Raw genomic sequence first — 13,195 nt, 5'->3', positions numbered from 1 at the left:
CTCGAATCACGTCGCCGCAGCGGGAGCACGCCCATGACCACCCGCATCAACCTGCTGGACTGGCGCAAGGAACGGCGCGAACGACGCAAAAAGGAATTCGCCGCGATGATGGGCCTCGGGGTCGTCGCCGCAGGCTTGGCATTGCTGGCATCCTGGACCGCCGTCGACGGGCAACTGAGCTACCAGCAAGCGCGTAACGAATACCTGCGCACGCAGATCAAGGAGATGGATCAACAGATCAAGGAAATCCAGGAACTTGAGCGCGTCAAGACCAACCTGCTGGCGCGCATGCACGTGATCGAAGAGCTGCAGGCAAGCCGCTCGGCATCGGTCCATTTCTTTGATGAGATCGTCAATACGCTGCCTGAAGGCGTCAATCTGACCAATCTGAAGCAGCAGGGCAGTCAGGTCACTTTGGACGGCATTGCCGAGTCCAATGGTCGCATCTCCACTTACATGAAGAATCTGGACGCGTCGCCCTGGTTCCAGAATCCGAAACTGATCGTGATCAAGACCGGAGACAAGGACAAGCGACGCAAAGCGGAGTTCAAGCTGCAGGTCACTCGTCTGACGACGCCCGGGAAGAGCGAAGGCTCCGCCGACGGCACCGACGAGGGGGTGGTCGAATGAAGCCCCAGGAGATCCTGCAGCAACTGCAGTCGCTGGACATGCAGAATCCTGGCGCGTGGCCGGGCTGGGCCCGTTGGGCGCTGGTGGTGCTTACGACGATTCTGCTGATCGCAGCCGGCCTCTGGTTCGGCATCAAGCCGATTTACGAGGAAGTAAAAAAGGCACGAGCGCAGGAAGCAACGCTGCGCACGGAACTGGAGGCCAAACAACGAAAGGTCGCCGGACTGGACGCCTATCGCGAGCAACTCGCCGAAATGGAACGCTCGTTCGGCGCAATGCTCAAACAGCTGCCAAGCCGCGCCGAGGTTGCCAACCTGCTGATTGATATTTCGCAGGCACGCGTCGCAGCAGGACTGGAAGAAGAACTGTTCCAGCCGCAGGGCGAAGTTCCCAAGGAATTCTACGCCGCGATCCCCAATCGCATCGTCGTGATCGGTGACTACCACGAGATGGGGACCTTCGTCAGCGCGGTCGCCGCACTGCCGCGGATCGTGACGATTGAGAACGTTGAAATTCGTCCCTCTGGCGGCAAGAACGCTGCCAATTCGACCCGGCTGAGGATGACCGCCACCGCGCAAACCTACCGTTACCTTGACGACGACGAGATCGCTGCAGCTGCACCCAAGAACAACAAGAAGAAAGGGGGCAAGAAATGATCCGCTTCTGTCTCGTCGCGGCGGTAGTGCTGTCGCTCACGGCTTGCGGCTCCGATATGTCCGATCTGGAGCAGTACGTGGCCGAGGTCAAGGCGCGCAAATCCAAGGCGATTGACCCGATTCCGCAACCGAAGCAGTTCGAAAGCTTCGCCTACGACCCTGGCGAGCGCCGGGATCCGTTCGTGGAATTGCGCAACGACCAGCCTGCGACGGCGATCGTCTCGTCCGGCCCGCGGCCAGACCTGAATCGCAACCGCGAAGCCTTGGAGGAATTCCCGCTTGATGCGCTTCGCATGGTCGGAACGATCGCGGCACCGAACGGCATGTTTGCGCTGGTCCGCGCACCCGACGGCGTTATCCATCGTGTAACACGTAAAAACCACATGGGACAGAACTACGGCGAAGTCGTGGCCATCTCCGAATCCGAAATCAGCCTGCTGGAACTGGTCCCGGACGGATTCGGCGGCTGGACCCAACGACCTGCAAGCCTGACGCTCGCCGAGTAAAGCACCCAGGAGTATCACTATGTTCAACCTCATCGCCGCACGACGCAGACGACTCCTGGGAGGACTTGTGTTCGCGCTGGCTGCCGTCGGTCTACACGCCCAGCCGGCCGCTGACCGCGCACTCGAGTCCATCGACTTTGTCGCCCAAGAAGGACAAGGCGTTCTGATCACGTTGACCATGTCCGAGCCGGCGCCGCAGCCTGCCGTGTTTTCCGTCGACCAACCGGCACGGCTGTCGATTGACCTGCCGGATACCCGTCTTGCGATGACCGAGCGCTACCGCAAGGTCAACATCGGCAACGTGCGCGCGGTCGCCATGGCCGAATCACAAACGCGGACGCGACTGGTGGTCGAGCTCAACAACCCGGCACAGTACGACGTCAAGCAGGTCAGCAACACGCTGCTGATTCGCGTCGGCGGCGGGGCCATGGTGTCCACTCCGTCGGGCATGGCAACCGCCACCGCACGCGCGGGCGCGCAGATCGAGGGCGTGGACTTCCGTCGCGGCGACAACGGCGAGGGACGCGTACTCGTTCGTCTTTCGAACCCCAACATCCCGGTCGATACCCGGAACGAGAGCGGCAAGATCATCACCCGTTTCCGCAATGCTTCGGTTTCAAGCGCGCTGACACGGCGCATGGACGTCCTCGACTTCGCCACACCGGTGAAATTTGTCGACGTGCTCCACGCCGGCAACGACACCGAGATCGTGGTGACCATCGCAGGCAACAAGGACTATGAACAGACCGCGTACCAGTCCGGCAACCAGTACACCGTCGAGCTGATTCCGCTGACGGCCAGCGAGGTCGAACAGCGCAAACTGAGCCAGCCACAGTTCACTGGCGAACGCATCAGCCTCTCGTTCCAGAGCATCAACGTCCGCTCCCTGCTGCAGATCATCGCCGACGTTGCCGGCACCAATATCGTGATCAGCGACTCGGTCAACGGCGATATGGCGATGCGCTTGGAAAACGTGCCCTGGGACCAGGCACTTGACATCATCCTGCGCACCAAAGGTCTGGGCATGCGGCAGCAGGGCAACGTGATGCTGGTCGCGCCAAGCAGCGAAATTGCCCAGCGCGAAAAACTTGAACTTGAGGCGCTCAAGCAGAAGGTCGAGCTCGCCCCTCTGCGTTCCGAGATCATCCAGGTCAACTACGCCAAGGCGACCGATATCAAGGCACTGCTTTCCAGCGCCGATACCTCGCTGCTCAGCGAACGCGGCCGCGTGTCGGTAGACGAACGCACCAATACGCTGCTGGTGCTGGAAACCCGAGAGAAAATCGACGAAGTCCGCAAGCTGGTCGCGCGTCTCGACGTCCCTGTACGTCAGGTGCTGATCGAGTCACGCATCGTCATCGCCAATGACGACTTCGCGCGCGAACTGGGCACCCGTTTCGGAACCAGTACCATCGGCACCGCAGGAAATACCACTATCGGCCAATCCGGCAGCAATGCCGGCTCACGTACCGTTGCCAACGGCGGCATCCCTGCGCTCAACGATTCGTACGTTGTCAATTTGCCAACCGCGAGCAGTCCGGCCGGTCGTCTGGCGTGGACCATTCTGGGTTCCGACTTCCTGGTGGATTTCGAACTCAGCGCGCTGCAGCAGGAAGGCCGCGGTGAGATCATCTCCACCCCGCGGGTCATCACTGCCAACGGCAAGCAGGCCACCATTGAACAGGGACGCGAAATTCCGTATCAAACCTCCAGCGGCAACACGGGCACGCAGACCCAGTTCAAGAAAGCGGTGCTGTCACTGACGGTCACGCCGCAAATCACCCCGGACAATCGGGTTGTGATGGACCTGTCGGTCAGCAACGACTCGCAGGGAGAAAACGTGACCACCGGGACCGGCAGTGCGCCGGCAATCGACACCCGCAAGGTCGAAACCCAGGTTCTGATCCGCAGCGGCGAAACAGTCGTGCTGGGCGGGGTATTCCAGGAAGAAACCGTGGAATCCACCGCCAAGGTGCCGCTGCTTGGAGACATCCCCCTGCTTGGCCACCTGTTCCGCAACAGCTCGCGGTCCAAGAACAAACGTGAGCTGCTGATCTTCGTGACCCCCAAGGTCCTGCAGGAAGGCCTTTCAACGCCCTAGCGCCGAAATTCAGAGCCTCAGCAATTCCCCCAGCCGCGAGGGTTACGCGGCTGGGGCTATACTGCGTTCCCCGATTTCTTCGCAACGCGGCATTGATGGACGACCCCATAGCGGCATTCAGACACGGACGCATCGCAGCCAGCGCTGTGCGGCGGGCCTGATTCCGTGGCGGTCGCTCAAAGCATTTTTCTGATCGGTCCGATGGGCGCGGGAAAGACCACCATTGGCCGCAAGCTGGCGGAAATGCGCGGCATGGAGTTCGTCGACTCCGACCACGAGATTGAGCACCGTACCGGTGTCGACATTCCGTACATCTTCGAGAAGGAAGGCGAGGCCGGCTTTCGTCGGCGCGAAAAGCAGGTCATCGACGAACTCACAGCACAGCCTGGCATCGTACTTGCCACCGGCGGCGGTGCCATTCTGGATCCGAACAACCGTCAGGCCCTGGGTGCGCGCGGACGGGTGATCTACCTGCATGCCAGTGTCATGCAGCAGCTGGCCCGGACTCAGCGCAGCGATACTCGGCCCCTGTTGTCCAAAGCCCCTGATCGAGGCGCCGCGCTTCAGGCGCTGTTCGAAGTCCGCGATCCGCTATACCAGGAAATTGCCGACCTGACGGTGCTGACCGACCATCGCAGCGCGCGCTCGGTGATTCGCGAGATCGAGCAATTTCTCGATCGCCCCGCTGGAATCTGATTTCACCACCCCATGTCCATGCAAACCTTATCTGTCGCTCTGGGTGACCGCAGCTATCCGATCCACATCGGCACCGGCGTGCTGAACAACCCCAGTTTGTGGTCCGCAATCCGCGACCGTCCATTGCGACTGGTGACAGACAGCAACGTCGCCACTCACTATCTTTCCCGCGTGAGCACCCTGCTGACGCTGAACGACGACCAGGTGCGTGTGGTTCCAGCCGGCGAAGCAACCAAGACCTGGAACACCGCGGGAAGCATTCAGGACTGGCTGCTGCAGACACGTCTGCCACGTGACGGGGTCCTTATCGCGCTTGGCGGCGGCGTCATCGGCGATCTCGTCGGCTTCAGCGCGGCGATCTACCAGCGCGGCATCGACTTTGTGCAGGTGCCGACAACCCTGCTGGCCCAGGTTGATTCCTCGGTGGGCGGCAAGACCGGCGTCAATCACGCACTCGGCAAAAACATGATTGGCGCATTTCATCAGCCGCTCATGGTCCTGGCGGACACCGACGCCCTGGGCACCCTGCCGCCGCGCGAGCTGCGCGCCGGCGTAGCCGAGGTCATCAAGTACGGCATGCTCGGCGACCGCGGATTCTTCGAATGGCTTGAGACCAACATCGATCCACTGCTGGCACTCGATCCGGCAGCAACCGCGTATGCCATTCGACGCAGCTGCGAAATGAAAGCCGAGATCGTCGCCAAGGACGAACGCGAAGGCGGCATCCGTGCGCTATTGAATCTGGGGCACACGTTCGCGCACGCGATCGAAACCTTTACCGGCTACACCCAGTGGCTGCACGGCGAAGCCGTCGCCGCCGGCCTGTGCATGGCGGCAGACATGTCGGCCCGCAGCGGCTGGATCTCCCGCGCCGACGCAGATCGCTGCTCGGCACTGATCGCCCGCTTCGGACTGCCGGTCACTTTGCCTGCCGGGATGCGATCGGAAGACTTTGTACGGTTGATGGCCTTGGACAAAAAAGTTGCCAGCGGGCGCCTGCGTCTGATTCTGCTGCGCCAGCTTGGCGAAGCGGTCGTGACCGCGGATTTCGACCACGATGCGCTGGCCGAAACGCTCAGCACGTTTCCACGGGCGGACCATTGATCGCCATGCGCGAGCTGGCCTCCTATGCCGCCACTTCGGCTGGCTCACGCGGCCGTCGCCATCCGGAATCAACCACCGGGCATCGCAGCGAATACCAGCGCGATCGCGACCGCATCATTCACTCGGCCGCGTTCCGCCGCCTTGAATACAAGACCCAGGTCTTCGTCAATCACGAGGGCGACCTGTTCCGGACCCGGCTGACGCATTCGATTGAAGTTGCACAGATCGCACGCACCATGGCGCGCGCACTGAGCATCAACGAGGATCTGTGCGAAGCCATCTCGCTGGCACACGATCTCGGTCACACCCCATTTGGACACGCCGGGCAGGACGCACTGAACGACTGCATGAAGCCGTACGGAGGCTTCGAGCACAACGCGCAGTCACTTCGCGTGGTCGACGAACTTGAAGACAAGTACGCCGAGTTTCGCGGACTCAACCTGATGTTCGATACGCGCGAGGGCATCCTCAAACACTGCTCAGCAACGCGCGCGCGCCAGCTGGGGGACGTCGGCGAGCGTTTTCTTCAGCGCACCCAACCCAGTCTGGAAGCCCAGCTGGCAAACCGCGCCGACGAGATCGCCTACAACAATCACGACATCGACGACGGCATCCGCGCGAATCTGCTGAGCTTCGAGCAGCTGCGCGAGGTGCCGCTGTTCCGCCGACATCACGACGAAGTTCTCGAACGCTACGGCGACATCCTGCCGAAACAGCAGCGTCACGAGACCATCCGCCGCATTATCAACACGCTGGTCACAGATCTGCTCGATCACTCACGCACAGCGCTGCAGCAGGCCGGTGTCGACAGCATCGCTGCCGTTCGCGCACTGCCGCACCCGCTGATCGACTTCAGTCCCCAGCAACGTGCGGAAAATGACACGCTGAAGCGCTTCCTGCGTGAGCACTTGTATCAGCACCATCGCGTCTACCGCATGATGTTCAAAGCCAAGCGCGTGATTCGCGAACTGTTTGCCGGGTTCATGGACGATCCCCGCCTGCTGCCGCCGGACTTTCATGCGTCCACGCAGCAACAGGAACGCGACGATCCCGAATTGGGGCGCGCCCGCGTTGTCGCCGACTACATCGCCGGCATGACGGACCGCTTTGCGCTCGACGAATACGAACGTCTGTTCGATCCGCGACGCCTGCGCTGATCGGCTTATTGCGCAGAAATTCCCTGCGGTCCCAGGGTGCAGAGGCGCCCTACCTTTCCACCCCGCACGCAAGCCCCGTCAGGGTGCGCCAAAAACTCTTGCCACCGAGATCAGCAGGAATGCTCCGATCACCGCGCCAGTCGTTCGAAGGGGGGAGACCTTGCGTACCTCCACCCTCTGGATATCCGCATACGCGAAGGTTCCGACATCGGTGTGCAGGCCGTCATCGCATATGCAATCGACGGTTGCGCGATAGCTCTTGGCATCATTCAACCTGATCACAACTTCCTGTCCTACTTTCAGCTGCTGCTTGGCCGCCCGCGGCGACGCCGGGGCGACCACATAGGTCGCCGCGCATCCGCTCGTGAGAGCAAGTACAACGGACAGGCAATACACCGCAAGAAGTCTGAGCATGCCGCTCTCCGATTTTGGCCCCGGCATCCGTACGATCCGCTCGCGACGCAGTCAATCGAGTCGCGACAGGATGATGGCGATGTACAGGACGAACGCCGCACCCAGCGCAATCGCCGTGGTCCCAATGGATTTACCAATGCTGACATCGCGGTGACGGATATCTCGGATCTGATCGAGCGGAACGGCGACACGACGTTTGCCGTCGAATCCGATGAAATTCGCAGCATCGATCGAGTCGAACGTCAGCGTAATGATCTGTCCGTCTTTTTTTGTCAGTTCTAGCCGTTCGCCGCGATCGAAATGATCACGCGAAGCCGCTGGCAGCGGCGCCTTGATGATATGTGTCGACGTACAGCCGATCAGCGTCACTGCGCAAAGCGCAGCAAAAAAAACGCCACATGATTTTCCCCTCCCCAGAGGCAGGAGCAGTCTATCCCACGCAATTCGAAGAGGTAATAGGGGCCTTTCACCCAGAGAGCCTGGCGCTTCGATGCCACGCCGAATTCCCCAGTCGCTAAGGCCTGAACCAGTCCTCGGTCCTCAGACTTTGAGCACCCGCATACGTCGCCGGGGTGCGGGTCACCAGCACCATATCCTGGGTCGCGGCGATTGCGGCCTGCTGGCCCTCGAGCGCCGTCCAGTTGCGTCCCTGCCGGGCACGGCGTGGCGCCTCCCGCGCCAGCCACAGGGCCGCATCGCGATCGAACGGCAGGACCGGGGGACCGCTGCGGACCAGTTCGTGGGCGAAGCCGGCCAACTGCGTCCGCCGGGCGCCTTCCGGCACCGCCTCGACCCCGCGCAGCAGCGCGTAGGCCGTGGGCGCGGCGATGGCGCTGACGCGCTGATGCTCGCGAAACAGGGTCTGCACCCGACGGTTTCCGGCCGGCCGGGTCAACTCGGCCAGTACCGCAAGATCCAGCAGGTAGAGGGCGGAGGAGGCCATGGCGGACTCAGACCCCGATGCCGTACTTGTTCAGAATTCGCTCCACCGGTTCAGTTCGTCCGCGCTGACACCCTCGAACGCCTCCGGCAAGCGCCCGCGCCAGGCGTGGACCCAGGCGCCGAAGTCCGCGGCCGACGCAGCCGCCGTTTTCAGCCGCTCGAACTCGGCTTCGGAAACCATCACCGCAACGGGTCGGCCGCGCCGTGTCACCCGCACCGGATCGCCCGCCTCGACCTGATGCAGCAGCTCGGCCAGCGCATTCTTGGCTTGGGCGATAGAGACGGATTTCACTGGGGCTCGCGCGTCATGGCCATGTAGATGGCCATATCCTACTCGCGATAAGTACATGATTCAATTAATAGTCGCCCGAAATGCCACCACACCGGCAGCGGTCGGTTTGCGATGCAACATTACGCTGCTGCACACTGCTCCGCCCCTGTGATCAGGGAGTTTGGATTTCGATGCCCGTATTCCGGGCGTCCTACCGGAGCGAGCACAATGTTGGACCGCGAGCCCTACGGCCTCTATCGCCCAGAATTCGAGAAAGACAGCTGCGGCTTCGGCCTGATTGCCCACATGGACGATCAGCCCAGCCACAAGCTGATTCAGACCGCTGTCACCGCGCTGCACCGGATGACGCATCGCGGCGCCGTCGCCGCGGACGGCAAGACCGGCGACGGTTGCGGCCTGCTGATGAAGAAGCCGGACAGCTTCCTGCGTCGCGAAGCGACCAAGCTCGGATTCGAGCTGGACGACAACTTCTGCGCCGGCAATATCTTCTTCTCGCGCGACGACAAGCAACGCGCGCGAGCCAAGCAGCTGCTGGCCGAATCGCTGGAACTGCAGGGTCTGAACCTGATCGGCTACCGCGAGGTTCCGACCGACGTTTCCGCTCTGGGCGAAGAAGCGCTGCGGTCGCTGCCGCAGATTGAACAGATCTTCGTCGGCGCGCCCAAGGGCACGCACAAGTTCGCGTTCGAGCTGAAGCTGTACAAGGCGCGTCGTCGCGTCGAGAAGGCGGTTGAAGCCGAGGGCGACCGCGACTTCTACATCACCAGCCTGTCCTGCCGCGTGCTGGTCTATAAAGGCCTGGTGATGCCGGAGTATCTGCCGGACTTCTATCCGGACCTGGCCGATCCGGGCATGGAATCGTCGATGTGCGTCTTCCATCAGCGCTTCTCGACCAACACCCTGCCACGCTGGAATCTGTGCCATCCGTTCCGCTATCTGGCGCACAACGGCGAGATCAACACCATCTCCGGCAACCGCAAGTGGGCGCAGGCTCGTGCGAAGAAGTTCCAGTGCGCCGATCTGCCCGACATCGAGGAAATCGCCCCGCTGGTGAACATGTCCGGCTCGGACTCGCAGTCGCTCGACAACATGCTCGAAGTGCTGCTGGCCGGCGGCATGGACGTATTTGCAGCGATGCGCGCGCTGATCCCGCCGGCATGGCAGAACGTCGAGGATCTGGACCCCGACGTGCGCGCGTTCTACGAGTACAACTCGGTCAACATGGAGCCGTGGGACGGCCCCGCTGGCGTCGTCATCATGGATGGCCGCTACGCCGCGTGCTGCCTGGACCGCAACGGTCTGCGCCCCGCGCGTTACGTAATCACCGCCGACCGCCACATCGTGCTGGCGTCGGAAATCGGCGTGCATGACTACCGTCCGCAGGACGTGGTCGAAAAAGGCCGTCTGCGCCCGGGCGAGATTCTCGCGGTCGACACTGAAACCGGGGCGCTGCTGCGTCCGGAAGACATCGACCGCATGCTGGCCTCGCGTCGTCCGTACAAGCAGTGGCTCAAGGGCAACATGAAACGCCTTGAAGCCAGTCTGTCGGACGATCCGAACTCGCTGGAAGCGATGCCGCCGGACATGGTGGCGACCTACCACAAGATGTTCCAGCTCAGCTTCGAGGAACGCGATCAGGTTCTGCGCCCCCTCGCGCAGGCCGGTCAGGAAGCGGTCGGCTCGATGGGCGATGACACGCCGTTCGCGGTGCTGTCGGACCAGGTGCGTTCGGTCTACGACTACTTCCGCCAGATGTTCGCGCAGGTCACCAACCCGCCGATCGATCCGCTGCGCGAACAGATCGTGATGTCGCTGGAATGCCAGCTCGGCGCTGAAAGCGGCATGTTCGAAGAGACGCAGGCCCGTTGCGCGCGGCTGCTGATCGACTCGCCGGTGCTGTCCGAGGTCAAGTTCCGAAGCCTGCTGGCGATCGGCAACGACAACCCGGCCTATGCCCACCATCAGATCGATCTGAATTTCGATCCGGCCACCGGCCTGAAGCGTGCGCTGGAAAGCATCTGCGACGAAGCCGTCGCCGCAGTCCGTTCCGGCAAGGTGGTGCTGGTGCTGTCAGACCGCGCCATCGAGCGCGGCAAGCTGCCGATTCACGCGATGCTCGCGGTTGGCGCGGTCAACAACCGCCTGATCGCCGAAGGCCTGCGCTGCGACAGCAACATCGTGGTCGAAACCGCAACCGCGCGCGATCCGCATCATTTCGCCTGCCTGATCGGTTATGGCGCCAGCGTGATCTATCCGTATCTGGCGTATGCGACCTTGTATGAAATGGTCCGCTCCGGACAGGTCAAGGGCAAACCGGCCGAGCAACTCGGCCAGTCGTATCGCAAAGGCATCAACAAGGGCCTGTACAAGATCATCTCGAAGATGGGGATCAGCACGATCTCCAGCTATCGCGGCGCGCAGCTGTTTGAGGCGGTCGGCCTGCATGAGGAAGTGATCTCGTATTGCTTCGAAGGCACCGTATCGCGCATCCAGGGCGCGCGCTTCGCCGATCTGCAGCATGATCAGGAGCGCCTCGCCGAGATCGCGTGGAGTGCACGCAAGCCGATCGAGCAGGGCGGTCAGTACAAGTACATCCACGGCGGCGAATACCACGCCTACAACCCGGATGTGATCCGCACGCTGCAGCAGGCGGTGAAGTCCGGCGACTACACCGACTACAAGGTCTACGCGACCCACGTCAACGAGCGTCCGGTCGCAACGATCCGCGATCTGTTCAAGCTCAAGGCAGCCAAACCGATTCCGGTCAGCGAGGTCGAGCCGGTTGAAGCGATCCTGAAGCGCTTCGACTCCGCGGGCATGTCGCTGGGCGCGCTGTCGCCGGAGGCCCATGAAGCGCTGGCGATCGCCATGAACCGCCTCGGCGGCCGCAGCAACTCCGGCGAAGGCGGCGAAGACCCGGTGCGCTACGGCACCGAGAAGATGTCCAAGATCAAGCAGGTCGCGTCCGGGCGCTTCGGCGTCACCCCGGCCTACCTGGTCAATGCCGAAGTGCTGCAGATCAAGGTCGCGCAGGGCGCCAAGCCCGGCGAGGGCGGACAGCTGCCCGGCGACAAGGTCAACGACATGATCGCCAAGCTACGCTACTCCAAGCCTGGCGTTGCGCTGATCTCGCCGCCGCCGCATCACGACATCTATTCCATTGAAGACCTCGCACAGCTGATCTTCGACCTCAAGCAGGTCAATCCGCAGGCGCTGGTTTCAGTCAAGCTGGTCTCCGGCCCCGGCGTCGGCACCATTGCCGCCGGTGTGGCCAAGGCCTATGCCGACCTGATCACGATCTCCGGTTACGACGGTGGCACCGGCGCATCGCCGCTGACCTCGGTCAAGTACGCCGGCACGCCGTGGGAGCTCGGCCTGTCGGAGACGCATCAGACCCTGCGCATGAACAACCTGCGCGACAAGGTCCGCGTACAGACCGACGGCGGCCTCAAGACCGGTCTCGACGTGATCAAGGCCGCGATCCTCGGCGCCGAGTCGTTCGGTTTCGGCACCGCGCCGATGGTCGCACTGGGCTGCAAATACCTGCGCATCTGCCATCTGAACAACTGCGCCACCGGCGTTGCCACACAGAATCCGGTGCTGCGTCTGGAGCACTTCATCGGCCTGCCGGAAATGGTGATGAACTATTTCCGCTTCGTCGCCGAAGAGACCCGCGAGTGGCTGGCCTCGCTGGGCGTGCACTCGCTGTCCGAGCTGATCGGACGCACCGACCTGCTGGAGATCGACGAGGCCGAGAACGCCAAGGCGCAGAACCTCGATCTGAAACCGATCCTGGATTCGGCCGGCATGACGCTGCCGAGCGCACAGTTCTGCATGTTCAACAACGAGCCGTTCGACAAGGGCGACCTCGCTGAAGCGATGCTGCAGGACTGCCTGCCGGCGATCGAGCACAAGACCGGCGGGATATTCCATTACACCGTGCAGAACCGGCACCGTTCGATCGGCGCGCGCCTGTCCGGTGAGATCGCACGGCGTCACGGCAATCTGGGCATGTCCGACCGCCCGATCACGCTGAAGCTGAAGGGCACAGCCGGTCAGTCGCTGGGCGTGTGGAACGCCGGCGGCCTGCATCTGGAACTCGAAGGCGATGCCAACGACTACGTCGGCAAGGGCATGGCCGGCGGTCGCATCGTGGTCAAGCCGGCCAAGGGTGTGCGCTACGAAACCCGCGAAGCGGCGATCATCGGCAACACTTGCCTGTACGGCGCCACCGGCGGCACCTTGTATGCGGTCGGCATGGCCGGCGAACGCTTCGCCGTGCGCAACTCCGGCGCCCATACAGTGGTCGAGGGTTGCGGCGATCACGGCTGCGAATACATGACCGGCGGCGTGGTCACCGTTCTCGGCCGCACCGGCGTCAACTTCGGCGCGGGCATGACCGGCGGCTTCGCCTACGTGCTGGACGAGAAGCGTTCATTCGTGGACCGCTACAACCACGAACTGATCGACATCCACCGCGTGGTGTCCGAGTCGATGGAGGCGCACGAGAACTTCCTGCGCAGCATGATCGAGGACTACGCCAAGGTCACCGGTTCGAAATGGGCGCAGCAGATCCTGTCGGACTGGGCCGATTACGTCGGCAAGTTCTGGCTGGTCAAGCCGCGTGCCGCCGAGATCGGTTCGCTGATCGACTCGGTCCGCGCAGCGGCTTAAGGCCCGCGCAAACAGAAATTCGG

The 13,195-nt window shown here is 62.5% G+C and carries 12 protein-coding genes; 8 read left to right on the top strand and 4 right to left on the bottom strand.

Annotation, left to right across the window (positions count from 1 at the left end):
- Positions 1–33 precede the first annotated feature (33 nt).
- The 7 genes from E4T66_RS16740 (at position 34) to E4T66_RS16710 (ending at position 6,850) form a co-directional block, all read left to right on the top strand.
- The gene (locus tag E4T66_RS16740; RefSeq protein WP_136850331.1) at positions 34–630 is read left to right on the top strand and encodes a PilN domain-containing protein; all 597 of its coding nucleotides are present in this window, start codon (positions 34–36) and stop codon (positions 628–630) included.
- The gene (locus E4T66_RS16735; RefSeq protein ID WP_136850329.1) at positions 627–1,286 is read left to right on the top strand and encodes a type IV pilus inner membrane component PilO; all 660 of its coding nucleotides are present in this window, start codon (positions 627–629) and stop codon (positions 1,284–1,286) included. The genes E4T66_RS16740 and E4T66_RS16735 overlap by 4 nt, the downstream gene beginning before the upstream one ends.
- On the top strand, positions 1,283–1,792 hold the full coding sequence (locus E4T66_RS16730; RefSeq protein WP_136850327.1) for a pilus assembly protein PilP: 510 nt from the start codon (positions 1,283–1,285) through the stop codon (positions 1,790–1,792). Before E4T66_RS16735 ends, E4T66_RS16730 begins: the two co-directional genes overlap by 4 nt.
- A 19-nt stretch (positions 1,793–1,811) precedes the next feature.
- Positions 1,812–3,893 (top strand): type IV pilus secretin PilQ, encoded by a 2,082-nt coding sequence (pilQ, locus tag E4T66_RS16725; RefSeq protein ID WP_136850325.1) that lies wholly within the window; start codon positions 1,812–1,814, stop codon positions 3,891–3,893.
- 165 nt (positions 3,894–4,058) lie between these two features.
- On the top strand, positions 4,059–4,589 hold the full coding sequence (gene aroK, locus E4T66_RS16720) for a shikimate kinase AroK (RefSeq protein ID WP_136850323.1): 531 nt from the start codon (positions 4,059–4,061) through the stop codon (positions 4,587–4,589).
- A gap of 18 nt (positions 4,590–4,607) precedes the next feature.
- Positions 4,608–5,693 carry a 3-dehydroquinate synthase gene (aroB, locus tag E4T66_RS16715; RefSeq protein WP_136850494.1) on the top strand — a complete coding sequence of 362 codons (1,086 nt, stop codon included), beginning with the start codon at positions 4,608–4,610 and terminating at the stop codon, positions 5,691–5,693.
- A 5-nt stretch (positions 5,694–5,698) separates the two neighbouring features.
- Complete coding sequence (locus tag E4T66_RS16710) at positions 5,699–6,850, top strand: deoxyguanosinetriphosphate triphosphohydrolase (protein ID WP_136850321.1); 1,152 nt, start codon at positions 5,699–5,701, stop codon at positions 6,848–6,850.
- A gap of 78 nt (positions 6,851–6,928) precedes the next feature.
- Here E4T66_RS16710 and E4T66_RS16705 read toward each other — a convergent pair whose 3' ends face one another.
- From E4T66_RS16705 to E4T66_RS16690, 4 genes are all read right to left on the bottom strand, one after another.
- Positions 6,929–7,264 carry a hypothetical protein gene (locus E4T66_RS16705; RefSeq protein WP_136850319.1) on the bottom strand — a complete coding sequence of 112 codons (336 nt, stop codon included), beginning with the start codon at positions 7,262–7,264 and terminating at the stop codon, positions 6,929–6,931.
- A 51-nt stretch (positions 7,265–7,315) separates the two neighbouring features.
- Positions 7,316–7,633: a hypothetical protein gene (locus E4T66_RS16700; RefSeq protein ID WP_136850317.1), complete on the bottom strand. Its 318-nt coding sequence runs from the start codon at positions 7,631–7,633 to the stop codon at positions 7,316–7,318.
- A 145-nt stretch (positions 7,634–7,778) separates the two neighbouring features.
- Positions 7,779–8,207, bottom strand: a complete 429-nt coding sequence (locus E4T66_RS16695; RefSeq protein ID WP_136850315.1) for a PIN domain-containing protein — start codon at positions 8,205–8,207, stop codon at positions 7,779–7,781.
- Positions 8,208–8,237: 30 nt separating this feature from the next.
- The gene (locus tag E4T66_RS16690; protein WP_136850313.1) at positions 8,238–8,498 is read right to left on the bottom strand and encodes a type II toxin-antitoxin system Phd/YefM family antitoxin; all 261 of its coding nucleotides are present in this window, start codon (positions 8,496–8,498) and stop codon (positions 8,238–8,240) included.
- A 207-nt stretch (positions 8,499–8,705) separates the two neighbouring features.
- Between E4T66_RS16690 and gltB the strand changes: the two genes are divergently transcribed.
- On the top strand, positions 8,706–13,172 hold the full coding sequence (gene gltB, locus E4T66_RS16685; RefSeq protein ID WP_136850310.1) for a glutamate synthase large subunit: 4,467 nt from the start codon (positions 8,706–8,708) through the stop codon (positions 13,170–13,172).
- The last annotated feature ends 23 nt before the right edge of the window (positions 13,173–13,195 follow it).

It is taken from the genome of Sinimarinibacterium arenosum (assembly GCF_005047655.1).
Taxonomy (GTDB): domain Bacteria; phylum Pseudomonadota; class Gammaproteobacteria; order Nevskiales; family Nevskiaceae; genus Solimonas.
The sequence above is the reverse complement of the archived record's forward strand: the minus strand, read 5'-3'. Positions and strand labels throughout refer to the sequence as shown.

Bases quoted from the DNA above. Each gene is read 5' to 3' on its own strand.
- E4T66_RS16740 (WP_136850331.1), top strand. From the start codon at position 34: ATGACCACCCGCATCAACCTGCTGGACTGGCGCAAGGAACGGCGCGAA.
- E4T66_RS16735 (WP_136850329.1), top strand. From the start codon at position 627: ATGAAGCCCCAGGAGATCCTGCAGCAACTGCAGTCGCTGGACATGCAG.
- E4T66_RS16730 (WP_136850327.1), top strand. From the start codon at position 1,283: ATGATCCGCTTCTGTCTCGTCGCGGCGGTAGTGCTGTCGCTCACGGCT.
- pilQ (WP_136850325.1), top strand. From the start codon at position 1,812: ATGTTCAACCTCATCGCCGCACGACGCAGACGACTCCTGGGAGGACTT.
- aroB (WP_136850494.1), top strand. From the start codon at position 4,608: ATGCAAACCTTATCTGTCGCTCTGGGTGACCGCAGCTATCCGATCCAC.
- E4T66_RS16710 (WP_136850321.1), top strand. From the start codon at position 5,699: ATGCGCGAGCTGGCCTCCTATGCCGCCACTTCGGCTGGCTCACGCGGC.
- E4T66_RS16705 (WP_136850319.1), bottom strand. From the start codon at position 7,264: ATGCTCAGACTTCTTGCGGTGTATTGCCTGTCCGTTGTACTTGCTCTC.
- E4T66_RS16695 (WP_136850315.1), bottom strand. From the start codon at position 8,207: ATGGCCTCCTCCGCCCTCTACCTGCTGGATCTTGCGGTACTGGCCGAG.
- gltB (WP_136850310.1), top strand. From the start codon at position 8,706: ATGTTGGACCGCGAGCCCTACGGCCTCTATCGCCCAGAATTCGAGAAA.